Below are 25,053 nucleotides of genomic sequence, written 5' to 3'. Positions count from 1 at the left end.
AGGCGGCCACGCCGCTACACCGGCACCCACGCAAACTCCTGCTTCAAATGCTCCACCCGCTGCGGCCGCTGATACAGATACCCCTGCGCATACTGAATCCCGACTGTATGCAGCGCGCGATGCTGCGCTTCCGTTTCCACGCCTTCCGCGATGATCTTCAGGTCGTAGTGATGCGCCACGGACGCGATCCCCTCGATCAACCCCGCGCTGCCGCCGTTCAGTTGCGAGACGAACTGGCGATCGATCTTCACATAGTCGAACGGAAAACGTGACAGCAAGTCGAGATTGCTGTGGTGTGTGCCGAAATCGTCGATCGCGAACTTCGCGCCTTTCGCTCGCAGCGCATGGAACATCGCGGTGGTCCGCGCATTCTTCTCGAGCAGGATGCGCTCGGTGACTTCGAGCACGAGCGTAAAGCCGGGCGGCAGCGCGCGGATCGCCTCCTCGACGACGGACACGAACCGCGTGCGCTCGAGATCCTTCGGCGCGATGTTGACGGCGATCCGCAGCGGCGCGCAAGGCGTCAGCGCGGACAGTTCCGCCACGGCTGTCCGCAGCACGAATTCGGTCACTTTCGGCAGCACCGCGCTCGATTCGACTTGCGGGATGAACACGGCCGGGCTGATGGCCCCCCACTTGGGGTGCTGCCAGCGCAACAGCGCCTCGACGCCGACGGTCCTGCGCGTCTCGACATCGACGATCGGCTGGTACACGACGTGGAGCTCGTCGCGCCTGAGCGCGTTGCGCACGGCCTTCAGCAACAGCCGGCGCGGCGCCATCGCGAGCAGGTAGGCCGCCATCACGAGGCCGTCCGCCAGCAGCACGATCGTGATGCCGATCAGCCGATAGTGCTGCCGGACCTGAGATGCATACTGCGCGGATGCGGCAACCCGCACCGTGAACGGCCAGCGGGGCGACACGATCGTGCTGCCAACCACGGGTTCCGTGGCCGATTCCGGCGTGAATTTCCCGTGTTGGTCGAGATGGCCCGAACCCGCAATCGACAGCGTCGCGGTTTCCGTCCCGTAGCGGGCGCCGTGCGCGAGCGCGTCGGCCACGTAGTCGCCTTCGATCAGGTAGAGCACACCCGCGCCGGGTGCGGTCGCGTAAAACACGGGCAGCACCGGGATGCCTTGCTGGAACGGCGTCTGGCGCAGCAGCGTGACGAGCGTCGAGCCCGGTTCCGGCTCGTGGGTATACGCGCCGAGCGGCAGGTCGATCGCCCCCAGCGCCGACGAGCACATGACGCGGCCCTCGTGCACCAGCGCGACGGCGCGCAGATAGCGCAGGCGCGTGCCTATCTCGGCGAGCGTCCGGAACACCGCCGGGCATGGCCGCCCGACGAGCGCGGTCAGTTCGTCCACATGCCGCAGGCGCGCGCCGTCCAGGATGCGGTCCACCGAGGCCACGATGTCGTTCGCGATGACGCGCTCATGCTCGGTGACGGCGTCGCGCGCGTAGCGGTCGGCAAGCGCGATCGCGAATGCCGGCACGAGCACGCAAACGATTACGGCGGCGAAAAAGGCGACCCGCGGCCATGCGCCGCTGCGCTGGAAAACGGCCTTCGAGCCTGGCGTGAACGCTGACATTCCCGCGGTCGCCTTGGGTGTTGTGTGTATGGAGAGGCGAGTCGAACCGGTCGATACACCCCCGGCGCATGCGTCATGCCGGGTTCGGGTCATGCGCGGTGCGTGCCGGTATCGCAATGCGATCGATGCGACGGTCGCGACGGGCATCTGCGGCAGACCCGGCGCAATCGGCCAATCATTCCGGTGACTTGCCTTGAGAAAACATGTGCCTGCAGCACATGTAGATAGACGTAGCACACCGAAAAAAACCCGACCGCATGGTCTTGCGGCCGGGACGAAAAAGCACCGTCTCTTTGGCACGAGGATGGTGCGCGGCAAGTATAAGATGTGATGAGAGATTACGAAATATTGTTATTCAACTATTGGTGTAGTTTTGTCATTGCGTCTGGAAAGGAAACATTCTTTCGGGATGCTGTCTTCGTCGACCTGCCGACGGCCTGCGATCGGTCGCAGCGCGATACGGTCGCACGTCTCGCCGGAGCTTCGGGATGCAAGAAAATACCGCGCGCACGGTCATCGTGACCGATGGCGCAGCCGCCGCCGACGGCGGTTCGCTGTGGATCCGGATTGCCGTGAACGGGAACGCCAGCAACTACTCGCTCAACCGCTCGCTCGCTGCGCGCGGCACGCCGCGCTACAACACCATCAGCGGTGAACATGGCCCGCTTTCGAAAGGTGAACGAAAGGAATTGCTCGCGCTGCTGCGCAGCATTGCCGACCCCGCGATGTGGGCCGGCATGGTCGGTACGTTCGTGCAGGTGCTGCAGGCGTCCGCAGAGGAGTGAACGATACGGCGCCGGCGCGTCGCGCGGGCCGTGTTCAGAAATCGTTGCGCATCTTGCGCAGCAGGTCACCGCCCGACTGGTGCGTATCCACTGCGGTGAGCACATCGGTCAGGAACCACGGCAGGTTCAGTTGCGTGTTGGCATCGCTGACACAAACGCGGATCGGCGGCGCTTTTGACGACGCGCGCGCGTCTGGCGTGGCGTCGCGGGACGGTACGCAGTTTTTTGCGTGCACTTGAACGGGAGCAGGCTCGGCGCTACCGGCCGGCCCACCGGCGGCGGCCGGCAAGCTGACGGCGGCCAGCAGGGTCAGAAGAGCAACAGGGGCAGCGCGTTTCATGGGATTCTCCGGCGATGCTCGTTCGACCGCGCGGGCGGACGCGAGTTCGTCGGTGGCACGCTTGCGCGCCGCGCTCAGCCTCGCGCGACGTTCGCGGCCCGTGCCGGTTGCCGGCTGCGCCACTGCTGCGGCGATTCGCCGGTCCAGCGCCGGAAGGCGCGCGTAAAGGCGCTGTGTTCCGAATAGCCGAGCAACCAGGCGACTTCCGCGAGCGTCAGCCGCGGATCGTTCAGGTGGTCGATCGCGAGCCGCCGCCGCGTGTCCTCGCGCAGTATCCGGAAGTTGAGCCCGAGTTCGGCAAGCCGTCGATGCAGCGTGCGCGACGACACATGCAGATCCGCGGCGATCTGTTCGAGGCTCGCTTCGCCCTGTGTCAGCAGGCGCGCGACGGCTTCACGCACCGACTGCTCGAGATCGTCCGTCTGCCGCAGCTCGGCAAGCAGCGCGCTCGCCTGGCGTTCCATCATCTGCAGCAGCGCGTCGTCCGGCTGGCGCAGCGGCTGCATGAGCAGGTGCAGCGGGAACGCGAGGCGGTTCACCGGCTGGCCGAACCGCACCGGGCAGCCGAAATAGTCGATGTACGGTTGTTCGTCGCCGGGCGACGGATGCACGAAGCAGACTTCGTCGGGCCCGTGATGCGTGCCGGTGATGTTGCGTGCGAACTGGACGATGGCCGTCAGCGCCACTTCGTCGACGAGCGGGCCGAGCGGCTCGGGCGCGTCGTGCCATTCGATCGCGACCGACGTCGCCTCGACCCGCACCTCCATGCGCGCGACGTTCGCGATCAGGTGTTCGTATTGCTGCCAGCGCGCGAGTGCGGCGCCGGCATCGCGGCACGCATGCAGCGCATAGCCGAGCGCACCGAGATGGGCGGGCGTGATTCGCTGGCCGACGTGCAGGCCGAGCAGCGGATCGTCGAGCGCGCGCACCGCGCATTCGAGCAGGCGCCGCCAGTGAGCGCTCGCATACAGCGTGAGCCCGCGATCGTCCTCGGGCGGCCGCGCCTCGCCGAGCACGCGCGCGGCATCCTTGCCTTGCTCGGACAGATAGTCGAACAGCAGCCGCACGTAGGTGCTCGAGTAGTAGACGCGCTGCGTCGATAACGGGGAGGCGGCGGGCATGGCGGAAAGTGTCAAGTAATCGTCGGCAAGTGTCAACGCGGGACGACCCGCGCGCGACCATACTGCCGGTCAGTTCTTGATCGAGGCCGCGAACATGCCGACCGAGTTGATGACGTGGCTCCATGCGTTCCTGGGTAACGACGTGGACTGGAAGCAGGTGCTGCTGATCGGCATGACGCCGGTCTTCCTGATCGCGTTCGCGATCGAATACGCGGTGATGACCGGGCGCGGCCGCCGCGAGCCGTTTCGCTGGAAGGAGATCGTCGCGAACCTGTCGCTCGGCGCCGGCTATCAGGTGGCCGAGACCGTGATGGGGCTCCTGTTCACGGGCGCGATCTTCGCGTGGGTCTATCGGCACCGGCTGTTCGACGTGCCGGTGAACGGCTTCACGATCGTGCCGATCTTCGTCGTCGTGGAATTCTGCTACTACTGGTTTCATCGCACGTCGCATCGCGTGCGCTGGTTCTGGGCCGCGCACGTGCCGCATCACAGCGGCGAAGTGATGAACTTCACGACCGCGATGCGGCAGTCGCTGCTGAACGCGTTCGTCGGCGTGTTCGTGTTCTACCTGCCGCCGGTGTGGCTCGGCATCCCGCCGGCCGTCGTGCTGTTCCTGCTCGCGGTCGATCTCGCGTACCAGTACTTCGTGCATACCGAAGCGATCGGGCGGCTGCCGCGCTGGTTCGAGTACGTGTTCGATACGCCGTCGAACCATCGTGCGCATCATGGCCGTAATCCGCGCTATATCGACCGGAACTACGGCGGCGTGCTGATCATCTTCGATCGCCTGTTCGGTACGTATGTCGAGGAGACGGAGCCGGTCGACTACGGGATCACGCAGCAGATTCGTTCGTACAACTTCCTGGTGTTGAACCTGCACGAATTCGTCGACATGTGGCGCGACGTGTTCGCACCCGGGCCCGTCCTGCAGCGGCTGAAACACCTGTGGATGCCGCCCGAATGGGAGCGGCCGGGGCATCGGCCGATCCATACGTGGAGTGTCGAGCGCAAGGGTGAGGAGGAGACGGCGACAACCTCGGGTGCGATGCCCGATGAGGATGCGTCGGCGCCTGGGCGCAAGATCGTACAAGCCACCGGTACGCGATCCGGCTAACCTGCGTGCTTTCCTCGGCGAACGGCGCGGCGGGCAATGACGAAGAAAGTATTCTGGGACGATCCCTACCGGACGACGCTGGATACCGTCGTCAGCCACGTCGACGGCGACCGCGTGCGGGTGGACGCCACCATCTTCTTTGCGTTTTCGGGCGGCCAGGAAAGCGATGCGGGGTCGCTCGGCGGCTATCCGGTCATCCAGGCCGACAAGCAGGGCCTCGACATCGTCTATACGCTGCCGCACGAGCATGCGCTGAGCGTCGGCGATCGCGTGACCTGGCGCATCGACTGGGCGCGGCGCTACCGGCTGATGCGTCTGCACTTCGCGGCCGAAATGGTGCTGCAGCTGGTCTATCGGCTCAGGCCCGGCATCGAGCGCATCGGCGCGCATATCGGGCCGGACAAGGCGCGCATCGACTTTGCGAGCGACACGAGCGTGGCGCCGCTGTTTCCCGAGATCGAATCGGCCGCGGCCGACCTGGCGAAGCGCGACCTGCGCATCGTGACCGATTTCAGCGATGTCGACGCGCAACGGCGGTTCTGGACGGTCGACGGCTTTGCGACGATGGCGTGCGGCGGCACGCATCCGGCGTCGACCGGCGAGGTCGGCATGCTGACGCTCAAGCGCAGGAATACCGGGAAGGGCAAGGAGCGGATCGAGGTGATGCTGGTCGAGCCGGAGATGACTGGCGGGCATCGGGGCGAGCGGGTTGCGTGATGCTCGGGAGGGCCCGCCCGAAAGGTGGAATGCCGTCGCCGATACGTGATTCGACGAAGCCTTTGTTCCGCGCATGTATATTGACGGTCCATGCATCGAATGGCCGGCGATTTCGCATGGCTTCGTTTGCAGGTCACCCTCCGACGCCTCGCCGACTGTCCGGATCGCGGCGCTCGCGGTGAAACATCCCGCGCAAGCATAAAAACAGCGAACATTCCGAGCCCGCGCATGAGCGATACCGAAATCGTATTTCAATTGAACGTGGAAGACGTGGTCCACGCTTACCGTCTGAATCTCTGGCGCAGATACAACTGGAAATATCTGCTCAAGACATTCGCGATCTTGGTGATCGCATACATCGTCCTTTTTTTCGGTGGCTTCCGGGTGGTAACCGGCGCCTGGCTGGAATGGCGCAATGTCTGGTGGATAGTGGGAATCGCGGCGGTGGTTACGATCGGCGTGCCGCTGCTCAACCATTTGATGCTGCGCCGTGTCGCTCACAAGATCTACAGCCAGCAGAAAACACTCCACCAGCCGCACAAGGTCATCTGGCGAAGTGACGGTTTCATCGTCGAATCCCCGACGTCGCACGAGGAATTTCGCTTTGCGGATCTCATTCACTGGAGCGAAGATCGTGATGCGATCCTGCTTTATCAGTCGGTGCTGATGTTTCGCTTCATACCGAAGCGGGTGCTGGCGGAGCCGCAGGTGGCCATCCTGCACCAAACGCTGCTGCAGAACGGCGTCCGGAAGATCTAGCAGGCCGGTGAGCGCACGCTGAAACCCGGACGCATTGCGTCGTCCGGGCTTCGAACGGGTTCGTCGCAGGAGGCGTATTCCGCGTCACCTCACTGATACCCGTAACACTGCTTCAACCCCGCGTAGTCATAGAAGTGGCTGCCCGGCGCGATCTTCGCGCCGTCGCACGCGGCCTGGAAATCCGTTTCGCGCTCGTTGTACAGCATCTTCACGATGAGCCGCGAGCCGTTGCGATAGACATCCCACTGCATGTTCGCGGCCATCGGCGACACCTGATCGCCGCGCCACGGATTGTTCGTGTACGTGTACGTCTGCGTCTGCGGCGTCGGCACGAACACGTTCTTCAGGTTCATGATCGACGCGAACGGAATCACGATTTCCGCGTGCGTGAAGCGCAGCTTCGCGGCACGGGTCAGGTCGCTGCGCGCGATTGCATCGACTTCGCCGAAGAAATCGTCCTGCAGCACCTTCGCCATCCGGTACGTGACGGGGTTCGCTTCCTGGATGCCGGGCCCCTTCTGGTAGTAGTCCTCGGCATCCTGCAGATACGCGAGATACTGCGCCTGCTCCGCGCCGATGTACTTCTCCATCGTGACGCCGCCGGTTTCCGCCGTCATCGCGGGCGCGACCTGCAGCAGGTTGTACAGCACGTTCACTGCATCGACGGGCGTCGCGATCTTCGTCTTGCCGTCGCCCTTCAGCGTGTTGGTGAACTTGCCGTCCGCCGACGTGAATGCATAGGTGCCCGTGTTCGCGAACGTGTAGCCGTCGGTGCCGAGCTTCGCGATGAAGGCCTGCGACAAGAGCGCGGACAGCACCGTGTGCGCGACGTCGGCCGCCTGCGGCGCGGCCTTGATCGCGTTGAGCTTCGCGGCCACCGTCGCGTCGTTCGCATAGGCCTGGTATGCCTGGCTCGCCTGGTAGGTCGCGTAGTACGGATTGCCCGTATCGGTCACGAGATCGGTGGCCGGCTTCAGCGCGTGGAAATACAGCAGGAAGCGGTTGGTGCCGGCCGGCTGCGCGACCGGCGCGTTCGCGGGGTAGCCGGACGGCGCGGCGGGCAGCGTGATCGCGGTGGCCAACGCCGGCTGCGCGGCCACGAGCGACGCGGAGAAATACGTCGAGCTGTCGACCGCGCGATCCTGGCCCGAGTTGACGACGACGACCTGCCGGTTGCCGGCCGCGAACAAGGCGGGCAGCCGCTGCGCGAGGCGCGCGGCGAGTTGCTGGTGTTCGCGGATACCGGTTTGCGTGAGGTTGCCGTACCCCGGTGTCGAGATGCCCGCCACGCCATAGCCGAGCAGCGCATTGGCCTTCATCATCGCGACCGTGTCGGCCTTGAGCTGCGCGCCGAGCGCGGTCAGTGCGCCGTCGGCCTCTGCCTTGACCAGCATCGCGTAGATCGCGCCGTCGTACTTGAAGCCCGACAATCCACGCGAGCCGTGCCGCGCGACGAGTTCGGTGTAGACGGGCGCGTAGCCGGCGGGCGGCGCTTCGTACGTCGCGGCGTCCTGCTGCGGACGGTACGGCGTCTTCGTCTGGTAGTAAGTCGCGGGTGTCGGCTTGGGCTGAGGCTGCGGTTGCGGTTGCGGTGCGGGCGTCGAACCGCTGTTGTCGGCCGCGGCCGCGGGTGGTGTCGAGTCATCCCCGCCGCAGGCAGCGAGCAGCAGGCAGGTAATCGCGAGGGCGGTGGCGGTGCGGATCGGGCGTGTCATCGTGGCGGGCAACGGGCGGGACGATGCAGGTTCGCGTCGTCCCGTCTCCGGGAGTGATCGGTCAAGCCCGGAAGTGTTGCAAGCGACTTTGACAGCAGAATGTCAGGATTGAGTCGGGCAATCGTCGGATTGCCGCCGCGTGGTACATGGCCGGCCACCGCCGGCCGGTGTGGCGGCGTTCAGTGCAGCCCGGCCGATGCGATCGAGCGCACGGTGTCGGTGATGTTCACGCAGCGCGACAGGCCGAAATGCTCGGCTTCGCGGCGCTCGGGTTCGCTGCTCGCGATGGCCACCGCGCGTTCGGGCGGCACGCCGAGTGCCTGCAGCGCGACGTCGAACGGGTTCTGACTTGATCGGGAGTCCTGCTGATTGGCGTCCGTGACGACGACCGAGAAGCGGTCGAGGTTCGCGCGGCCGAACTGGCCTTCGAACATGTCGCTGAGCCGTGCGGCCGGCAGCGTCGTGACGAGACCGAGTCGATATCCTTCTTCCGATGCCCGGTCGAGCCACTGGATGATCGCGTCGCGTTGATGGCGCGATTCATGCGAATCCGGTGTTGCTTCGATTTGCGCGAATGCTGCGTCGAGACGGGTGACGATGGCTTCGATAACCACGGTGATTCCTCTTCAGAGACGTGATGATCCGTTCGCCGACGGGAATGCCACACACCTTAGCGTCGATCCGGAAATCGCGACCAATTAATATTTATAACCGACCCATACGATTCAACTAATGAATGGGCGGCGCGCCAATGTGGGCGCGGGATGCGTGCCGCGCGGCCTGTTTCGCGCGAATCGCCTCGTATCGACGGCCTTCGATGTGATGCACCCGATTCGCGCACGCAATGAATGCACCGTGCAAGTGCAAATGAAAAAACGGCATATCGAGCGATGCACGCCCGATATGCCGTCTTGTGATGCCGCGTGTGAATCGACGTGATCAGTGCAGCTTGATCGACGGCTGGTTGCGGCTTTGCAGCCAGTGGCTCAACGACTGGAACAGCGCACGCTTCATGCCGACCACGCTGAACAGGTGCTTGCGATACAGGAACTTGTACAGCCCGATCGCGGCGAGCCCGTCGACGATCAGCGAGCGCGAACGCACGCTGATGTCCGCCTGGTACACGGCGCCTGCATGCCCGAGTGACACCACGGTGCCCGCATCGCGGAACGTGAAGCCCGCCACCGGCTTGCCGGCGACACGCCGCGCGAACGCGTTGACCAGGTACACGGCCTGCTGATAAGCGACCTGCGCACGCGGCGGCAGGAAGCCGTTCGCGCCGGACGTCGGGCACGCGGCGCAGTCGCCGAACGCATACACGTGCGGGTCGTCCGGCGTCTGCAGCGTGTCGGTCACGATCACCTGGTTCGAGCGATTGAGCGCGATGTCGCCGATCTGCCGCAGGAACGCAGGGCCCGCCACGCCGGCCGCCCAGATCGTGATGTCGCTCGCGAGCCGTTCGCCGGTCGAGGTCGTCACGGCATCCGCGCCGACTTCCGCCACGCGGGTATCGGTCAGCACGTCGACGTTCAGCGCACGAAGCTGCGCGTGCATCTTGCCGGAAATCCGCTCGTCGAGCGCCGGCAGGATGCGCGGGCCGCCTTCGATCAGCCGGATGTGCACGTCGCGCGCGGACACCAGCGCCTTGAAGCGGTACGTCGTCAGCTGCTGGATCGCATCCCGCAATGCCGCTGCCAGCTCGACGCCCGTCGCGCCCGCACCGATCACGTTGATGCAGATCGGCGCCGCACGCCGCGCGGGCTGCTGCTCGGCCAGATGATTCGCCTTCGTGCAGGCCGCGAGGAACTTCCGGCGGAAATCCTCGGCCTGGTCGAGGTTTTCGAGCGGCAGCGCGTGGCGCTCCGCGCCCGGCACGTTGAAGAAATTCGTCACGCTGCCGACGGCGAGCACGAGATCGTCATAGCCGAGCTCGCGCTGCGGCAGGATTTCCGTGCCGTCCGCGTCCTGGACGGCCGCGATCGTCGCGGTGCGTGCCGCACGGTCGACTTGTTGCAGCGCGCCCTGCACGAAGCGGAAGCCGTGGCGCTTCGCTTGCGCCGCGTATTCGATCGTGTGTGAGGCCGGGTCGCGATGGCCCGATGCGGCTTCGTGCAGCAGCGGCTTCCAGAAATGCGTCGGATAGCGGTCGACGAGCACGACTTCGGCTTGCCCACGGCGTCCGACCGTATCGCCGAGACGCGTGGCGAGGTGCAGGCCGCCGGCGCCGCCGCCGACGATCACGATGCGCGGCAGGCGCGGGGCGCGGTCCGTTGCAAGGTTGGGCGTGGTGTTGTCCATGTAGTGCTCCCGCTTGAATGACGATTCGGATGACATTGCTCAAGAACCGACGATATAGTTTCGAACCTACTCGAACAATTTAATGTTTATAAGCGACTCATATGTATTCACTTATAGGAAAGACCGCGACGTTCCGGCAGCTGAAGGCGCTGGACATGATTGCGCGGCTCGGCAGCGTGTCGCGGGCGGCCGAGGAACTGAACCTGACGCAGCCGGCGGTGTCGCTGCAGGTGCGCCTGCTCGAGGAGGCGGTGGGCGCCGCGTTGCTGCAGCGGGTGGGGCGCGGCGTGCAGCTGACTGCGGCCGGCGAGATCGTGTCGCGCTATGCGCGCGAGATCCTGCATCTGTGGAGCGAGGCCGGCGACGAAGTGGCCGCGCTGACGGGCGATCTCGGCGGCACGCTGCGGATCGGCGCGATCACGACGGCCGAGTACCTGATTCCGCCGCTGCTCGTGAAATTCACCGCGACGCGTCCGCATGTGAAGACGTATTTCAAGGTGGGCAATCGCGACGACATCATCCGCATGCTCGCCACGCATGAAATCGATCTCGCGGTGATGGGCAGCGCGCCGAAGGAACTGCGCACGCATGCGGTCGAGTTCGCGAAGCATCCGATGGTGTTCGTCGCGGCGCCCGGCCATCCGCTGATGCAGCGCAAGCGCGTCGCGCTGAAGGATCTCGAATCCGCGCACCTGCTCGTGCGCGAACGCGGTGCGGGTACGCGCTCGACGGTCGAGAGCCTGTTCAAGAACGCGGGTTACCGGTTCCATGTGGGCTCCGAACTGTCGAGCAACGAGGCGATCAAGCAGATGGCCGAAGCGGGGCTCGGCGTGGCGTTCCTGTCGCTGCACGCGTGTGCACTCGAACTGCGCACCGGGCTGCTCGGGCAACTGCCGTTCCCCGGCAACCCGATCGAGCGCGAATGGTATGTGGTGACGCTCGCCGACCGGCGGATCTCGCAGGTCACGGGGCTGTTCCGCGATTTCCTGATCAAGCAGGGCGCGCCGGTGATCGACGGCGCGACGGTGGCGCCGCACGAGCGGCGGCGCAAGTAGGCGGATGCGTCGGCCGGCCGGTCAGACGAGCCCGAAGTCGTCGTTGCTGTCGGGGATCGATGCGAGCAGTCGTTCGAGCCGATACCAACCGACGATGCGCAGGCACCAGGCGGTGACGGTGGCGAAGGCGGTGCGGTCGTTGCGGGGGCCGGATGAAGGGCGATTGGCGGCGGAAGGCGAGCGCGCGGTGAACGCGGCGCGCGGCGCAAGGCACTGATGGGGCATGACGGTCTCCGTAGGTGTCGGATGGGGCCATCGTAAGCGGTGCGGCGCCCGCCGACGCACACGCAAGGATGGCCCTGAGCAGGAACGGATGATCTTTTTTTGCTCGACCTGGGCGGGCCGCCGGCAGGCCCGGCAGACCGCCCGAAAACGCGTCACAATGCGCGTTCGACATCCCGATCCACTGGAGGAAGGCCATGAGCGATGCGATTCTCGCGGCGCCGACGGACAACGGCGTCCCGGTCAGCCTGCGCTCGAGCCGCGGGCTCGGCTGGCAGGGCTTCGGCGCGTCGCTGCTGGCCATCCGCGCGGGCACCTACCGGATTCCGGCGGCCGACCATCACCGGATCGGCGTGCATATCGGGTCGCCCGTTCGCGCGGATTGCGTGTGCGACGGCGAGCGCGTGTCGCGCATCCAGGCGCATGGCGACGTCGACGTGATTCCGGCCGGCCTGCCCGGCCAGTGGACCGACAGCGCCGACTGCCAGATCCTCCATATCGCGCTCAGCGACACATTCGTGCGGCGAACCGTCGAGCAGCTCGAACTGAAGCCGTCGCAGGGGCAGATTCGCCGCCGGCTGCAGGTGCGTGACCCGCGCCTGCAGCACATCGCATGGGCGATGGCCGCCGAACTCGAAGCGGAAGACGCGTCGGATCCGCTCTATGCGGAAAGCCTGTGCACGGCGCTCGTCGCGCGGCTGGTCGACGGCCAGCCGGCGTTCCGCGAGCGCCGCCGCACGCTCGCGCCGAAGGCGGCCGCGCGCGTGATCGACTACGTCGAAGCGAACCTGGAGCGGCGCATGACGCTGGCCGAACTCGCGGCGCTCGTGTCGATCAGCGTGCCGCATTTCAAGGTGCTGTTCCGCGAGACGCTCGGGATGCCGGTGCACCAGTACGTCGTGCGGCGCCGGGTCGAGCGCGCGAAGGCGTTGCTGCTCGAAGGCCGGCTCAGCATCAGCCAGATCGCGCTCGAAGCCGGGTTTGCGCATCAGAGCCACATGGCGAACTGGATGAATCGCGTGCTGGGGGCGACGCCGACCGAGATTGCGCGGTCGGGGGCAACGGGCGGGCTGCGGCTCGCGTATGACGGCGAAGGTGGCGGGCGTGATGCGTAGCGGAGCGATGGCGCGGCGGTGGATATGAGGTGTCGCGTCGGCTCCCGGGGCGGTTCTCCAACAGGCTCCTGGACTGTTTTCGCCCGCGCCCTCGGCTAGAGGCAGACCGTACGATTCGCAGCCGAAGGCGAGGCAGCGGACGGCCCGCATGACAGCCACCAGTCAATCCGTCATCCTTTCCTGCTGGTTTCATCCCTCCGTGCGCGCCGTTCCCTCCGCGCAAACCGACAATCACCGCACCTTCATCCTGTCAGGAGCGAATCGTGTTCGTGATCTTCGGTGCATCCGGCAACGTCGGCCAGTCGACCGTGACGGCCCTACGCAACGCCGGTCATCCCGTGCGCGCGGTATTGCGCGACGCACGCCATCGTGAACGTTTCGTGCAGCTCGGCTGCGACGTCGTGATCGCCGAGCTGACGGACGCAAGCGCGGTCGCATCGGCAATCGACGGCGCGCGGGCCGTGCAGATCCTGTGCCCGGTGCCCGTCGCCGACCCCGATCCGGCCGCGACGATGACACGGACGATCGACGTCGCGACCGCCGCGCTCGCCGCCAACCCGCCGCCGGTGCTGCTCGCGTTGTCGGACTATGGCGCGGAACGAGACGGCAATACGGGCATCACGCGGCTGTTTCATCACTTCGAGGAGCGGCTGCGGGCGATCCCGGCGCACGTGACGCTGCTGCGTTCGGCCGAGCATCTGCAGAACTGGACGCGCATCCTGCCGGTCGCGCTCGGCACCGGCGTGCTGCCGAGCTTTCACCATCCGGTCGGCAAGGTGTTCCCGACGGTCTGGGCGCCCGATGTGGGCGTCGTCGCGGCGCGGTTGCTGCTCGATGCGCCCGAAGGCGGCAACGGGCCGCGCATCGTCAGCGTCGAAGGGCCGCGGCGGGTGAGCGTGACCGCGATCGCCGATACGCTCGGTGCGGCGGCTGGCCGGGCGATCGTCGCGCATGAGTTGCCGCGTGACACCTGGAATGCGACGCTGCTGCGGGCGGGCCTCAGCGAACGCCATGCGCAGTTGATCGTCGATCTCTACGACGTGCACAACGCGGGGCAGATCGATGTCGAGGAGGGCGTGTCGGAGCGGCTTTACGGGACGACGACGCTGGCCGATGCGCTCGCGCAACTGGTGCGCCAGCACGCGCGGTAACAGCGGTGGCGACCCGCATTGCGCATCACGCCGATCGCCGCACCTTGTTCAGTACCGCATACGAAATCGACCCGATCACGATCCCCCAGAACGCGGAACCGAGCCCGAGCCACGTCATGCCCGACGCAGTCGCGAGGAACGTGATCAACGACGCCTCGCGGTGGTTCTCGTCATCGAAGATCCCGTGCACGTTCGCGCCGATCGCGCCGATCAGCGCGAGCCCCGCGAGGATCGCGACGAACGCCTTCGGCAGCGCGAAGAACACCGTGACGATCGTGCCCGCGAAGAGCCCGCCGATCAGGTAGATCGCCCCGTTCGCGAGCCCGGCGATGTAGCGCCGGTCCGGATCCTCGTGCGCGTCCTTGCCGGTGCACAGCGCGGCCGTGATCGCCGCCACGACGATCGTGATCCCGCCGAAGCACGCGACCACGAGCGACATCACGCTGGTCGCCGTGATGATCGGCCGCGCGGGCGTGTGATAGCCGGACACGCGCAGGATCGTCATGCCCGGCAGGAATTGGCCGGTGAGGCTGACGACCACGAGCGGCAGCGCGAGGCTGAGCGTCGTGCCGAGCGTCCATTCGGGCGCGATGAAGATCGGGTGCGCGAGGCTCGCCGACACGTTGCCGAGATGCGTCATCCCGAGCAGCGTCGCGAGCGCGGCGCCCGTCAGCAGCGCGAGCACGATGCTGTAACGCGGCAGCAGGCGCTTGAAGATCACGTAGGCGGCGATCATCCCGAACGCGAGCGCGGGCTGCTCCGACGCGGCGGCGAACGCATGCGTGCCGAACGGCAGCAGGATGCCGGCCATCATTCCGCACGCGATGCCGCGCGGAATGTGGCGCACGAGCCGGTCGAAATAGCCGGTCACGCCGATCAGCAGGATGATCAGCGCAGCGGTGATGTACGCGCCGACGGCCTGGTTGAGCGTCAGTTGCGGAAACAGGCCGACGAGCAGCGCGGTGCCGGGCGCCGACCACGCGGTGATGACCGGCACCTTCAGCTTCCAGCTCGCGAACAGGCCCGAGACGCCGGCACCGATCGAGATCGCCCAGACCCACGACGACACCATCGCATTCGACGCATGGGCTGCCTGCGCGGCCTGGAAGAAGATCGCGAGCGGGCCCGCGTAGGAAATCAGTACCGCGAGAAAACCCGCGGTAATCGCGGAAACGGACCAGTCGTTGCCGATCGCGCGGATTGCGCCGGGCGGGGTGTTCGGTTGCATCGTCGTGGGGGCGTGCGGCGCGCGGCCGGGAGCAGAGCCGGGGCGAATGATTGTTGGAAGCCCCGGACGAGCCGTCATTCTGGGCATTGCCGGCGCAATTGGCAATGCGTGGGTGGGAGCAAGAATGTTGGCGTTTCGTAAGGAATGCGCAGCGGGGCGGACGAATCGTCGGCTCCGCCGCACGTCACGTGCTGATCTGCAGCACCTTGTCGACCACCGCCACCTTCACACCGCTCCCCGTCGACAACGACGCCGTGCCCTGATCGAACGGATGCACGGGCGTATCGGTCGGCGTCCACGCATGGCGCGCGAGCAGTTCGCGATATCCGCCACGAATCACGAAGCCGCCGCATTTCCGCGCATACGCGTCGCGGCGCATCCGGTATGCGCGCGGCAGGTCGTACCACGGCAGCTTCGGCAGGTCGTGATGGACGAGGTGATAGTTGTTGTTCAGATACAGCAGCCGCATCGCGAAGCCCGCTTCATTGATCGCGATGCGCGCCTTCGGATGCGGTGCGGCACGGTGCTCGTACAGCGAGCGGATCATCGCGATCGACAACGCGGGCCACGTGATCACGAGCAGGTAATACCACCACGGCACGCCGATCGCCCATTGCAGCCACGCGAGCAGCGCAACCACGCAGGCGATATGCGTCGCCCACATCGGCAGATAGCGGAAGTCGCCGCGACGAAACGCGGCGAATGCATCGATGCACATGGCAAAGATGCTCAACGGCGGCCCGGCGACGAATCGTCCGACGAAGGTCTTGCGTGCGACCGTCAGCACGCGGCGCCAGCGCGGCAGCTGCGCCCAGCTCTCGCGCGTGACGTAGTTCGTTTCGGGATCGACGCCCGGCACGGTCAGGTCTTCGTCGCGATGATGGTCGAGATGCGTGTCGCGATACAGCGTGTACGGATACCAGACCGTCAGCGGCGGATAACCGAGCAGCTTGTTCACGAGGGCGGAGCGCGTCGGATGGCCGTGCAGCAACTCGTGCTGCAGCGACAAATGCCACGCGCCGAGCAGGATCAGCGGCGGCGTCGCGGCCGCGAGCGACAGCGTGCCGTCGCGCACGAGCAGCAGCACGGCGAGCCAGCCGCCGTAGATCGCGACGACCAGCAGCCAGGTGGGCCACTCGGTGCGGGCGGTGAAGCGGGTGTCGAGCGCGGCGATCGCACGCGCGTGGTCGACGTCGAAGTATTCGGCCATGGCGTTGAGGCGGATTGAACGGGCAGTGCGGGGAACGAGCGGTTGAACCGGTGCGCTCGGCCCGGGTGCGCAGGTGTCTCGCGGATCACGGTCGGCCTGTCCGTTATCACGTGCAATGGCGATGCTCGGGCAGGCATCAGGACGGTACCGGGATCGCGCCGCGCGGCCAACCAATCGATTCGCATTTGCTTATCGCCGCGCGGCCGATAAGCTTCAGGCGCGCGGCGCGTGGATCAGCCCCCGTTTTACCGAGATCGAACCGGGTTCCGCTGCGTGAGCGGCGATGCGTAGAATGCCCGCATGAACCCATGGATCGCAGTACTGCCGATGTACAACGTGACGCCGCGCCACGACGCGTTGTGGCGCGCCCTGCTGCGCGACACGCTCGATGCGTTCGCGAACGCGGGCGGGCCTGCCGATGTCACGCTTCCCGACGAACCCTTCGCCGACCTGCACGCGCTGTGGCGGCGCGACGACCTGCTGCTGTCGCAGACGTGCGGCTACCCGTACCGGATGCTGGGCCTGCGCGATGTCGTGCGACTGATTGCAACCCCCGTGTTCGATGCGCAGGGTTGCCACGGCGCGCACTACAGCAGTGTGCTGGTCGTGTCGGCTCGTGCGCATGCGGGCGGCGCGACGACGCTCGCCGCATGCCGCGGGCTGCGGGCCGCATTCAACGGCCGGGATTCGCACAGCGGGATGAACGCGCTCCGGCATGCGGTCGCGCCGCATGCACGCGACGGACGATTCTTCGGATCGGTTGCCGCGCTCGGCTCGCATCTGAACGTGCTGCGTGCGCTGGCGTCGGAGGAAGCCGATTGCGCGGCGATCGATTGCGTGACGTTCGCGTATGTGCGCGACGCGTTGCCCGATCTGCTGCAGGACATCCGGATCATCGGGATGACGGCCGCTGCGCCGGGATTGCCGTTCATCGCATCGCGCGCACTCGAAGATACACAGGTCGCTGCTTTGCGAGATGCGCTCGACCGCGCGGTGGCGACCGATGCGGAGCGGGCGCGCGTGCTGCGGCTGAAAGGATTCGAACGACTGTCGCCGGATGACTACGAGGCGATTGCGCGGTTCGAGCAGGAGGCTGCTGCGCAGGGATATCCGGCGCTCGCATAGCAAGCAGGCGATGAGGGCGGCTTGACGGGGCGGCGGCCGATTGCCGAAAGCGGGGCAACGACCGCAGGTTGCCCGGGGCGATGCAAGGTCAGGGGCAGATTCAGGTTCGGCGTAGGCGCCACGGCGCGGCGATGCCGCCGCGACGCCTCCACGTTACCGATTATTCTTCGTCCATCAACCGGACCTTGACCCGCTTGCCCTTGATCTTCCCGGCATTGAGCTTGCGCAGCGCGTCGCGCGCCACACCGCGCTCGAGCGCGACATAGGTCGAGAACTCGGTCACGTTGATCTTGCCGATCTGCTTGCCGTCGAACCCGGCGTCGCCGGTCAGCGCGCCGAGCACGTCGCCCGGGCGGATCTTGTCCTTGCGCCCGCCGAGGATCTGCAGCGTTTCCATCGGCGGCGTCAGCACGCCGTCGCCGGCCGGCGTCAGTTCCGCGAGCGGATGCCATTCGACGTCGCGCTTCTGCGCCTGCTCGATCGCACCGACGCGACCCATCTCGTCCATGCTCGCGAGGCTCAGCGCCCAGCCGTCCTGATCCGCGCGGCCCGTGCGGCCGATCCGGTGCACGTGCACTTCGGGGTCGGGCGTCACATCGACGTTGATTACCGCCTCGAGCTGCGCGATGTCGAGCCCGCGCGCGGCGACGTCGGTGGCCACCAGCACCGAGCAACTGCGGTTCGCGAACTGGATCAGCACCTGGTCGCGCTCGCGCTGGTCGAGCTCGCCGTGCAGCGCGAGCGCGTGGAAGCCCTGCGCGTGCAGCACGTCGAGCAGGTCGCGGCACTGCTGCTTCGTGTTGCAGAACGCGATCGTGCTCACCGGCCGGTAGTGGTTCAGCAACTGGCCCACCGCATGCAGCCGCTCGTCCTCCGTCACTTCATAGAAGCGCTGGCGGATCTTGCTGTTGTCGTGGCGCTCTTCGAGCTTGATTTCCTTCGGGTTGCGCAGGAACTGCTGGCTCAGCTTCGCGATGCCGTCCGGATAGGTCGCGGAGAACAGCAGCGTCTGGCGCGTGGTCGGGCACATCCGCGCGACCTTCGCGATGTCGTCGAAGAAGCCCATGTCGAGCATCCGGTCGGCTTCGTCGAGCACCAGCGTGTTCAGCGCGTCGAGCTTCAGGTTGCCGCGATCGAGGTGATCCATGATGCGGCCCGGCGTGCCGACGACGATATGCGCGCCGTGCTCGAGGCTCTGCGCCTGCGGGCGCATCGGCGTGCCGCCGCACAGCGTCAGCACCTTCACGTTCTCTTCGGCGCGCGCGAGGCGGCGCACTTCCTGCGCGACCTGGTCGGCGAGTTCACGCGTCGGGCACAGGATCATCGCCTGCACGTCGAAGCGGCGCGCATCGAGGCGCGCCAGCAGCGCGAGCGAGAACGCGGCGGTCTTGCCGCTGCCCGTCTTCGCCTGCGCGATCAGGTCCTGGCCGGCCAGTGCGACCGGCAGGCTCGCGGCCTGGATCGGCGTCATGTCGACGTAGCCGAGCTGCGCGAGATTGGCGAGCGTGGCGGGCGTCAACGACAGCGCGCTGAACGGCGTGGCGGTCGGCTGGGTCATTCCAGGTCTCCGAGGTAAGGACGGCCTTCCATCTGCTCGTAGACGACCTTGCCTTCGTCGTCTTCGAAGCGTTCGAGGTAGTTGCGCGCGCCGCACAGCGGGCAGCGGAACAGCAGCCCCTGGCCTTCGTCCTTGATGACGACGTCGGACTGCTCCCACGGCGTGCCGCAGCTCTGGTTTCGGCAGGTAAACACGGTCTTTCTCCAGCTGAATTCGGTTGATGGCGCGCCCGGGCGGGCGCGGCAACGGCGGGCGGCGCTCGCGCGGCTTGGGCGCGGGCCGCACCGGGCGTCGCTTGGATTGCGTCGATGCGGATGATGGATCGGGCGGCGACAGGGTCGCGCGTGCCGCAATTCTAGCGGAAGCGGGCGGCCGGCCGGGCGGTTTCGCCCGCGACCCGCCAAGAAAAACGGCCGCCCCGGAGGGCGGCCGTGTCGTGCGGCGCGACGGTGTCGCGCGGCGCTCGGTGCGTTACAGCGCCATGTCGGCCGCCGCCTTCGCCGGGCGGGCCGGCGCGGTGCCGGTGGCCTGCGACGGCGTGCTGACGTCGATCTTCGGCGGCGGCGAGAGTTGCAGCACGTCGCTGGTGGTCGTCCATTCCTCGACGACCTTCGCCGGGCTGTCGTTCAGCTTCGTGCCGTAGCTCGGCACGATCTGGCGGATCTTCTGCTGCCACTCGGGCGATGCGACCTTGTCCTTGAACACCTTCTTCATCAGGTTCAGCATGATCGGCGCGGCCGTCGACGCGCCCGGCGATGCGCCGAGCAGGCCCGCGATGCTGCCGTCCTGCGAGCTGACGATCTCGGTGCCGAGCTTCAGCACGCCGCCCTTGACCGGGTCGCGCTTGATGATCTGCACGCGCTGGCCGGCTTGCCATAGGCGCCAGTCTTCCTTCTTCGCGTTCGGGAAGTATTCCTTCAGCGCGTTGAAGCGGTCGTCGTCGGACAGCATCAGCTGGCCGGCGAGGTACTGGACCAGCGGGAATTCGTCCACACCCACGCGCATCATCGGCGCGACGTTGTGCGTGTTGGTGCTCTTGAGCAGGTCGAAGTACGAACCGTTCTTCAGGAACTTGGTCGAGAACGTCGCGAACGGCCCGAACAGGATGATCTTCTTGCCGTCGATGATCCGCGTGTCGAGGTGCGGCACCGACATCGGCGGCGAGCCGACCGACGCCTTGCCGTAGGCCTTCGCCAGATGCTGCTTCACGACGTCGGGGTTGTCCGTCACGAGGAACGAGCCGCCGACCGGGAACGCGCCGTAGTCCTTCGCCTCGGGGATGCCCGATGCCTGCAGCAGGTGCAGCGCACCGCCGCCCGCGCCGATGAACACGAACTTCGCGTCGACCGACTGCGCCGGTTCATCCGAGTGCAGCTTGACCCAGCTCACGTGCCACGTGCCGTCGGCATTGCGCGAGATCTCGCGCACTTCGCTCGACAGCGACAGCGTGAAGTTCGGCTGCGTCTTCAGGTAGCCGACGAACTGGCGCGTGATCTCGCCGAAGTTCACGTCGGTGCCGATCGGCGTCCACGTCGCCGCGACCTTCTGGTTGCGGTCGCGGCCTTCCATCATCAGCGGCACCCATTGCTTGATCTGGTCGTAGTCTTCCGAGTACTGCATGCCGCGGAACAGCGGGCTCGCCTGCAGCGCTTCGTAGCGCTTCTTCAGGAAGCGGACGTTGTCGTCGCCCCACACGAAGCTCATGTGCGGCGTCGAGTTGATGAACGAGTGCGGGTTCTTCAGCACGCCCTGCTTGACCTGCCACGCCCAGAACTGGCGCGAGATCTGGAACGACTCGTTGATCTCGATCGCCTTCGAGATGTCGATCTTGCCGTCCGCCTTCTCCGGCGTGTAGTTCAGCTCGGCAAGCGCCGAGTGGCCGGTGCCGGCGTTGTTCCAGCCGTTCGAGCTTTCCAGCGCGACGCCGTCGAGGCGCTCGACCATCGTCATCGACCAGTCAGGTTGAAGCTCGTGCAGCCAGACGCCGAGCGTCGAGCTCATGATGCCGCCGCCCACCAGCAGGACGTCGACCTTCTTCGTATCGGCGGCATGCGCGGACGATGTCGCGACGCACAGCGCGAGCGCCGACAGTATTACCCGTAACGTTTTGATCACAGCAGATCCCTTTTTCAACTTGGATGCATCGGTTTGCCAAGCCGCCCGGCGCGTGCGTCGATCGCGGTGAAACGCGGATCCGGAGATCCGGACACGCGAATCCGGAATTCCGGATCGACGCCGTACGCCGTTGCATTTGCGCACGCGAAGCCGTCGGGAAGGACACCTTCGGATCGGCTGCCTGCGGGCAGGCAAGCGCCTGCGTCACAGTGGCGCACAACGCGCCCGGGCCCTTGCGGCAAGCCTGAGCGGAAGACGCTTCAGGCTGCGTGGCAAGCGGCCGCGCGCGACGCGTTTTGCGGAGGCGGGGTGGCAAGGGGCGCGTAATGTAACCGAACTCGTTTGCTGTGTCACAAACGAAAAAAGCCGTTGTTTTTGTGGGGTTTTTTGTGTGTCCGGGTTTCCGGAATGAAGGTCGCGGAAAGCGGGAAAGCTGGGGATGACTGCGCGGGATCGGGGGTGTCGGGCGCGGCGTTGCACCGCGTCCCGATCACGTCATGCCCTGTTGCGTCACTTCGCGAAGTTGTTCCGGCAGAACTGCTCGTACGCCAGCGCCGAATTCGCGAAGCCCTTCTGCTTCGCGAGTTCCCACGGGCGTTCGCATTGCTGCGTTTGTTCGCACCACGAATAGCCGGCCGACGGGATGCAGCCGTGCGGATCGCGATCGCTGCCGGGCATCGGCGGCGCGGGCGGCGCGGCAGCCTCGGCCGGTGCCGACGCGGCGGCCGGCACGGTGGATTGCGCCGCACAGGCGCTCAACGCGAGCGCGCAGGCCATCGCGGCGGACAGCGAAGCAGACGGAAGAAGACGTTTCATCAGGTAGCGCTCCATGGGATGACGATCGACAACGGATGCCCGGGCACGGGCGCGGAACAGCATGAACGGTCAGTCGCCCGGTACCGGCACGCGCGACGAGAACTTCACTTCGCGCAACGCGAGGCTCGACTGGATCGACGATACGCCGGCCTGTTTGCGCAGCACGCGCTCGACGAACTCCGCATATGCGTCGAGATCGGCCGCGACGACCTGCAGGATGTAGTCGGCCGCGCCGGTGATCTTGTGGCAGGACGTCACTTCGTCGTGACGCCGCATCACGTCCTCGAAGTGATCGGAATCCTGGCCGGAATGCATGTTGAACGTCACCTGCACGAACGCGAACACGTTCATGCCGAGCGCGCGCCGGTCGAGGTTCGCCTGGTAGCCGGTGATCACGCCTTCGTCCTCGAGCCGCTTGCGGCGGCGCCAGCAGGGCGTAACGCTCAGCGACAGCTTCTCGCCCAGCGTCGCGTTCGACAGCGCGCCGTCGTCCTGCAGCAGGCGCAGCATGGCGCGGTCGACGCCATCCAGTTCGACCGAAGCGCGATTTTTGCTCATTTCCGGGCATCCGTAGGCGGTTTTCTCAAAATTGTACGAAACGCGCGGGTCGAAAGCAAAGCTATTGCCGGTTGCCATCAATAAACTGTTGCCACCCTCACTGCAACGGTCAACCATGCTCACGGTCTACAGCAGCGATCACCACCTGCATCGCGGCGTCGAACTGAAGGACGGCGCGATCACCGATTCGTTCGAAAACCCCCTTCGCGCCGAAACCGTGCTTGCGCAGGTGCGTGCCGCCGGCCTCGGCGACGTGATCGCGCCGAAGCCGTTCGATCGCGCCCACTACGCGGCCGCGCACAGCGCCCGCTACGTCGATTTCCTCGCCGGCGCGTGGGACGAGTGGGCCGCGACGGGCCGCACCTGCCAGGCGCTGCCGCTCGTGTGGCCGGTGCGCGCGATGCCGGCGGCCGCGACGCCGCCCGCGTTCATCGACGGCAAGCTCGGCTTCTACGCGATGGACGCCGGCGCGCCGATCAACGCCGGTACGTGGGATGCCGTGAGCGCGAGCGCGAACTCGGCGCTCACCGGCGCCGACCTGCTGTCGAGCGGCGCGGCGCGCGCGGCGTTCGCGCTGTGCCGCCCACCCGGCCATCACGCGGGCCGCGAGTACATGGGCGGTTATTGCTACCTGAACAATGCGGCGATCGCGGCGCAGCACTTCGTCGCGCAGGGCGCCGCGCGCGTCGCGGTGCTCGACGTCGATTTCCATCACGGCAACGGCACGCAGGACATCTTCTACGACCGCGCGGACGTGCTGTTCGCGTCGATCCACGGCGAGCCGCCGGTGTCGTACCCGTACTTCTCCGGCTATGCGGACGAGCGCGGCATCGGCGCGGGCGAAGGGTTCAACCTGAACCTGCCGCTGCCGAAGGGCACGCTGTGGGACACCTATTCGGCGGCGCTTGATCAGGCGGCCACCGCGATCGCCGCGCATGCGCCCGACGCGCTCGTCGTGTCGCTCGGCGTCGATACCTTCGAGCACGACCCGATCAGCCATTTCCGGCTGCGCTCGCCCGACTACCTGCGCATCGGCGCGGCGCTCGTGCGCCTGAACGTGCCGACGCTGTTCGTGATGGAAGGCGGCTACATGGTCGACGAGATCGGCATCAACGCGGTCAACGTGCTGCTGGGATTCGAAGGGCGCGCGTAACGCGCGGCGCCGCAGCCGTGCCGCCGACGGGGATGTGACCGGCAGGGCAGGACACGCTGCATCACTGACCGAAACCGATTCGTCATCCGAACCACAACACGTCCCGCGTTGAACGGGGCCCACAAGACTGACCAGGAGACAGACATGCATCGACATTCCATGACGGTATTCGCGGCAGCGGCGGCGCTCACGTGCGCGCTGTCCGCACACGCGGACGAGGTGGTGCGCATCGGGCACGTCGCGCCGCTGACCGGCGCGATCGCGCACCTCGGCAAGGACAGCGAGAACGGTGCGCGCCTCGCGGTCGAGGAAATCAATGCGAAGGGCCTGACGATCGGCGGCAAGAAGATCACGTTGCAGCTCGACGCGCAGGACGACGCGGGAGATCCGCGCACCGCGACACAGGTTGCGCAGCGGCTCGTCGACGACAAGGTCGTCGGCGTCGTCGGCCATCACAACTCGGGCACGTCGATTCCGGCGTCGCGTGTGTATCGCGACGGCGGCGTCGTGCAGATCTCGCAGGCCGCCACCAACCCGACCTACACGCAGCAGGGCTTCAAGACGACCTATCGCGTGGTGGCGACCGACGCGCAGCAGGGGCCGGCGCTCGCGATGTATGCGGCGAAGAACCTGGGCATCAAGACGGTGGCCGTGGTCGACGATTCGACCGCATATGGCCAGGGCCTCGCGACCGAGTTCGAGAAGGCCGCGAAGGCCGCCGGGATGAAGGTCGTGTCGCGCGACGCGACCAACGACAAGGCGATCGACTTCCGCGCGATCCTCACGAAGATCAAGGGCGCGAACCCGGACGCGATCATGTACGGCGGCATGGACGCGACGGGCGGGCCGCTCGCGAAGCAGGCGCGTCAGCTCGGCATGCGCGCGAAGCTCCTCGCCGGCGACGGCGTGTGCTCGACCGACCTGCCGAAGCTCGCGGGCCCGGCGTCCGACAACGTCGTGTGCTCCGAGGCCGGCATCGCGCTCGAGAAGATGCCGGGCGGCGCGGCGTTCGCGAAACGCTACGAAGCGCGTTACCACCAGCCGATGCAGGTGTATGCGCCGTTCTCGTACGACGCCGTGTACATCATCGTCGACGCGATGAAGCGCGCGAACTCGACCGATCCGGCGAAGGTGCTGGCTGCGATGCCCGCGACCGACTACCAGGGCGTGATCGGCGAGACGAGTTTCACGCCGCAGGGCGACCTGAAGCACGGCGCGATCTCGGTGTTCACGTACAGGAGCGGCAAGAAGGCGCTGCTCGATATCGTGAAGATGTAATGGGGCGGTGACGTTGCGTTGACGTCGCGAA

24 protein-coding genes are annotated in these 25,053 nt (G+C 66.5%); 10 read left to right on the top strand and 14 right to left on the bottom strand.

All coding sequences use genetic code 11. The features are described 5' to 3' along the window. Positions 1-14: 14 nt before the first annotated feature. Positions 15-1,589: an EAL domain-containing protein gene (locus CFB34_RS03230; protein ID WP_089443605.1), complete on the bottom strand. Its 1,575-nt coding sequence runs from the start codon at positions 1,587-1,589 to the stop codon at positions 15-17. A 488-nt stretch (positions 1,590-2,077) separates the two neighbouring features. Between CFB34_RS03230 and CFB34_RS03225 the strand changes: the two genes are divergently transcribed. Then, on the top strand, positions 2,078-2,374 hold the full coding sequence (locus tag CFB34_RS03225) for a hypothetical protein (RefSeq protein ID WP_089443604.1): 297 nt from the start codon (positions 2,078-2,080) through the stop codon (positions 2,372-2,374). Between the two features lie 34 nt (positions 2,375-2,408). Here the strand turns inward: CFB34_RS03225 and CFB34_RS03220 are convergent, their stop codons facing one another. Both CFB34_RS03220 and CFB34_RS03215 read right to left on the bottom strand, forming a co-directional pair. Beyond that, positions 2,409-2,714 (bottom strand): hypothetical protein, encoded by a 306-nt coding sequence (locus CFB34_RS03220; RefSeq protein ID WP_089443776.1) that lies wholly within the window; start codon positions 2,712-2,714, stop codon positions 2,409-2,411. A gap of 74 nt (positions 2,715-2,788) precedes the next feature. Continuing rightward, positions 2,789-3,835 carry an AraC family transcriptional regulator gene (locus CFB34_RS03215; RefSeq protein ID WP_089431975.1) on the bottom strand — a complete coding sequence of 349 codons (1,047 nt, stop codon included), beginning with the start codon at positions 3,833-3,835 and terminating at the stop codon, positions 2,789-2,791. 94 nt (positions 3,836-3,929) lie between these two features. Here CFB34_RS03215 and CFB34_RS03210 point away from each other — a divergent pair, with 94 nt between their 5' ends. From CFB34_RS03210 to CFB34_RS03200, 3 genes are all read left to right on the top strand, one after another. Then, positions 3,930-4,949 (top strand): sterol desaturase family protein, encoded by a 1,020-nt coding sequence (locus tag CFB34_RS03210; protein ID WP_089443775.1) that lies wholly within the window; start codon positions 3,930-3,932, stop codon positions 4,947-4,949. 36 nt (positions 4,950-4,985) lie between these two features. Beyond that, on the top strand, positions 4,986-5,666 hold the full coding sequence (locus CFB34_RS03205) for an alanyl-tRNA editing protein (RefSeq protein WP_089443603.1): 681 nt from the start codon (positions 4,986-4,988) through the stop codon (positions 5,664-5,666). A gap of 228 nt (positions 5,667-5,894) precedes the next feature. Beyond that, a complete protein-coding gene (locus CFB34_RS03200; RefSeq protein ID WP_089443602.1) occupies positions 5,895-6,425 on the top strand; it encodes a YcxB family protein in 531 nt (176 codons plus the stop codon). An 89-nt stretch (positions 6,426-6,514) separates the two neighbouring features. Here the strand turns inward: CFB34_RS03200 and CFB34_RS03195 are convergent, their stop codons facing one another. The 3 genes from CFB34_RS03195 to CFB34_RS03185 all read right to left on the bottom strand — a co-directional run bounded on the left by CFB34_RS03195 (position 6,515) and on the right by CFB34_RS03185 (position 10,438). Further along, positions 6,515-8,140 carry a histidine-type phosphatase gene (locus CFB34_RS03195; RefSeq protein WP_089443774.1) on the bottom strand — a complete coding sequence of 542 codons (1,626 nt, stop codon included), beginning with the start codon at positions 8,138-8,140 and terminating at the stop codon, positions 6,515-6,517. 179 nt (positions 8,141-8,319) lie between these two features. Continuing rightward, entirely contained in the window at positions 8,320-8,754 is a 435-nt protein-coding gene (locus CFB34_RS03190) for a phosphatase (protein WP_089443601.1), read from the bottom strand. A 325-nt stretch (positions 8,755-9,079) separates the two neighbouring features. After that, entirely contained in the window at positions 9,080-10,438 is a 1,359-nt protein-coding gene (locus tag CFB34_RS03185; protein WP_089443773.1) for an NAD(P)/FAD-dependent oxidoreductase, read from the bottom strand. Between the two features lie 101 nt (positions 10,439-10,539). Between CFB34_RS03185 and CFB34_RS03180 the strand changes: the two genes are divergently transcribed. Next, the gene (locus CFB34_RS03180) at positions 10,540-11,493 is read left to right on the top strand and encodes a LysR family transcriptional regulator (RefSeq protein WP_046548935.1); all 954 of its coding nucleotides are present in this window, start codon (positions 10,540-10,542) and stop codon (positions 11,491-11,493) included. Between the two features lie 21 nt (positions 11,494-11,514). On the opposite strand, the gene CFB34_RS03175 is transcribed toward CFB34_RS03180, so the two are convergent. After that, on the bottom strand, positions 11,515-11,718 hold the full coding sequence (locus CFB34_RS03175; protein ID WP_179243680.1) for a hypothetical protein: 204 nt from the start codon (positions 11,716-11,718) through the stop codon (positions 11,515-11,517). A gap of 194 nt (positions 11,719-11,912) precedes the next feature. On the opposite strand from CFB34_RS03175, the gene CFB34_RS03170 reads away from it, so the two are divergent. Together CFB34_RS03170 and CFB34_RS03165 are read left to right on the top strand one after the other, a co-directional pair. After that, the gene (locus tag CFB34_RS03170; protein WP_089443599.1) at positions 11,913-12,830 is read left to right on the top strand and encodes an AraC family transcriptional regulator; all 918 of its coding nucleotides are present in this window, start codon (positions 11,913-11,915) and stop codon (positions 12,828-12,830) included. Positions 12,831-13,093: 263 nt separating this feature from the next. Beyond that, positions 13,094-13,981, top strand: coding sequence for an NAD(P)H-binding protein (locus CFB34_RS03165; protein ID WP_089443598.1), 888 nt, complete (start codon positions 13,094-13,096; stop codon positions 13,979-13,981). 25 nt (positions 13,982-14,006) lie between these two features. Here the strand turns inward: CFB34_RS03165 and CFB34_RS03160 are convergent, their stop codons facing one another. Together CFB34_RS03160 and CFB34_RS03155 are read right to left on the bottom strand one after the other, a co-directional pair. Beyond that, positions 14,007-15,209, bottom strand: coding sequence for a benzoate/H(+) symporter BenE family transporter (locus CFB34_RS03160; RefSeq protein ID WP_089443597.1), 1,203 nt, complete (start codon positions 15,207-15,209; stop codon positions 14,007-14,009). A gap of 184 nt (positions 15,210-15,393) precedes the next feature. Next, entirely contained in the window at positions 15,394-16,419 is a 1,026-nt protein-coding gene (locus CFB34_RS03155; RefSeq protein ID WP_089443596.1) for a fatty acid desaturase, read from the bottom strand. A gap of 300 nt (positions 16,420-16,719) precedes the next feature. On the opposite strand from CFB34_RS03155, the gene CFB34_RS03150 reads away from it, so the two are divergent. Then, the gene (locus CFB34_RS03150; RefSeq protein ID WP_089443595.1) at positions 16,720-17,544 is read left to right on the top strand and encodes a PhnD/SsuA/transferrin family substrate-binding protein; all 825 of its coding nucleotides are present in this window, start codon (positions 16,720-16,722) and stop codon (positions 17,542-17,544) included. A gap of 160 nt (positions 17,545-17,704) precedes the next feature. On the opposite strand, the gene dbpA is transcribed toward CFB34_RS03150, so the two are convergent. From dbpA to CFB34_RS03125, 5 genes are all read right to left on the bottom strand, one after another. Continuing rightward, positions 17,705-19,102 carry an ATP-dependent RNA helicase DbpA gene (dbpA, locus tag CFB34_RS03145; protein ID WP_089443594.1) on the bottom strand — a complete coding sequence of 466 codons (1,398 nt, stop codon included), beginning with the start codon at positions 19,100-19,102 and terminating at the stop codon, positions 17,705-17,707. Then, positions 19,099-19,296 (bottom strand): hypothetical protein, encoded by a 198-nt coding sequence (locus CFB34_RS03140; RefSeq protein ID WP_011356541.1) that lies wholly within the window; start codon positions 19,294-19,296, stop codon positions 19,099-19,101. The genes dbpA and CFB34_RS03140 overlap by 4 nt, the downstream gene beginning before the upstream one ends. Positions 19,297-19,573: 277 nt before the next feature. Then, on the bottom strand, positions 19,574-21,235 hold the full coding sequence (gene mqo, locus CFB34_RS03135; RefSeq protein WP_179243681.1) for a malate dehydrogenase (quinone): 1,662 nt from the start codon (positions 21,233-21,235) through the stop codon (positions 19,574-19,576). Between the two features lie 492 nt (positions 21,236-21,727). Further along, positions 21,728-22,033, bottom strand: a complete 306-nt coding sequence (locus CFB34_RS03130) for a hypothetical protein (protein ID WP_089443772.1) — start codon at positions 22,031-22,033, stop codon at positions 21,728-21,730. A gap of 69 nt (positions 22,034-22,102) precedes the next feature. Further along, positions 22,103-22,591 (bottom strand): Lrp/AsnC family transcriptional regulator, encoded by a 489-nt coding sequence (locus tag CFB34_RS03125; protein ID WP_039344260.1) that lies wholly within the window; start codon positions 22,589-22,591, stop codon positions 22,103-22,105. 115 nt (positions 22,592-22,706) lie between these two features. Between CFB34_RS03125 and CFB34_RS03120 the strand changes: the two genes are divergently transcribed. Next, entirely contained in the window at positions 22,707-23,744 is a 1,038-nt protein-coding gene (locus CFB34_RS03120; RefSeq protein ID WP_089443592.1) for a histone deacetylase family protein, read from the top strand. A gap of 144 nt (positions 23,745-23,888) precedes the next feature. Next, complete coding sequence (locus CFB34_RS03115) at positions 23,889-25,022, top strand: branched-chain amino acid ABC transporter substrate-binding protein (RefSeq protein WP_089443591.1); 1,134 nt, start codon at positions 23,889-23,891, stop codon at positions 25,020-25,022. Positions 25,023-25,053 lie beyond the last annotated feature (31 nt).

The organism is Burkholderia sp. HI4860 (assembly GCF_002223045.2).
In the GTDB taxonomy this organism is placed as follows: Bacteria; Pseudomonadota; Gammaproteobacteria; order Burkholderiales; family Burkholderiaceae; genus Burkholderia.
Note: the sequence above shows the minus strand (reverse complement) of the source record. Positions and strands in the feature narration are given on the sequence as shown.

Bases quoted from the DNA above. Each gene is read 5' to 3' on its own strand.
- CFB34_RS03195 (WP_089443774.1), bottom strand. From the start codon at position 8,140: ATGACACGCCCGATCCGCACCGCCACCGCCCTCGCGATTACCTGCCTG.
- CFB34_RS03160 (WP_089443597.1), bottom strand. From the start codon at position 15,209: ATGCAACCGAACACCCCGCCCGGCGCAATCCGCGCGATCGGCAACGAC.
- CFB34_RS03150 (WP_089443595.1), top strand. From the start codon at position 16,720: ATGAACCCATGGATCGCAGTACTGCCGATGTACAACGTGACGCCGCGC.
- CFB34_RS03205 (WP_089443603.1), top strand. From the start codon at position 4,986: ATGACGAAGAAAGTATTCTGGGACGATCCCTACCGGACGACGCTGGAT.
- CFB34_RS03130 (WP_089443772.1), bottom strand. From the start codon at position 22,033: ATGAAACGTCTTCTTCCGTCTGCTTCGCTGTCCGCCGCGATGGCCTGC.
- CFB34_RS03210 (WP_089443775.1), top strand. From the start codon at position 3,930: ATGCCGACCGAGTTGATGACGTGGCTCCATGCGTTCCTGGGTAACGAC.
- CFB34_RS03125 (WP_039344260.1), bottom strand. From the start codon at position 22,591: ATGAGCAAAAATCGCGCTTCGGTCGAACTGGATGGCGTCGACCGCGCC.
- CFB34_RS03200 (WP_089443602.1), top strand. From the start codon at position 5,895: ATGAGCGATACCGAAATCGTATTTCAATTGAACGTGGAAGACGTGGTC.
- CFB34_RS03115 (WP_089443591.1), top strand. From the start codon at position 23,889: ATGCATCGACATTCCATGACGGTATTCGCGGCAGCGGCGGCGCTCACG.
- CFB34_RS03180 (WP_046548935.1), top strand. From the start codon at position 10,540: ATGTATTCACTTATAGGAAAGACCGCGACGTTCCGGCAGCTGAAGGCG.
- CFB34_RS03170 (WP_089443599.1), top strand. From the start codon at position 11,913: ATGAGCGATGCGATTCTCGCGGCGCCGACGGACAACGGCGTCCCGGTC.
- CFB34_RS03175 (WP_179243680.1), bottom strand. From the start codon at position 11,718: ATGCCCCATCAGTGCCTTGCGCCGCGCGCCGCGTTCACCGCGCGCTCG.
- CFB34_RS03215 (WP_089431975.1), bottom strand. From the start codon at position 3,835: ATGCCCGCCGCCTCCCCGTTATCGACGCAGCGCGTCTACTACTCGAGC.
- CFB34_RS03220 (WP_089443776.1), bottom strand. From the start codon at position 2,714: ATGAAACGCGCTGCCCCTGTTGCTCTTCTGACCCTGCTGGCCGCCGTC.
- CFB34_RS03225 (WP_089443604.1), top strand. From the start codon at position 2,078: ATGCAAGAAAATACCGCGCGCACGGTCATCGTGACCGATGGCGCAGCC.
- CFB34_RS03230 (WP_089443605.1), bottom strand. From the start codon at position 1,589: ATGTCAGCGTTCACGCCAGGCTCGAAGGCCGTTTTCCAGCGCAGCGGC.
- dbpA (WP_089443594.1), bottom strand. From the start codon at position 19,102: ATGACCCAGCCGACCGCCACGCCGTTCAGCGCGCTGTCGTTGACGCCC.
- CFB34_RS03185 (WP_089443773.1), bottom strand. From the start codon at position 10,438: ATGGACAACACCACGCCCAACCTTGCAACGGACCGCGCCCCGCGCCTG.
- CFB34_RS03120 (WP_089443592.1), top strand. From the start codon at position 22,707: ATGCTCACGGTCTACAGCAGCGATCACCACCTGCATCGCGGCGTCGAA.
- CFB34_RS03155 (WP_089443596.1), bottom strand. From the start codon at position 16,419: ATGGCCGAATACTTCGACGTCGACCACGCGCGTGCGATCGCCGCGCTC.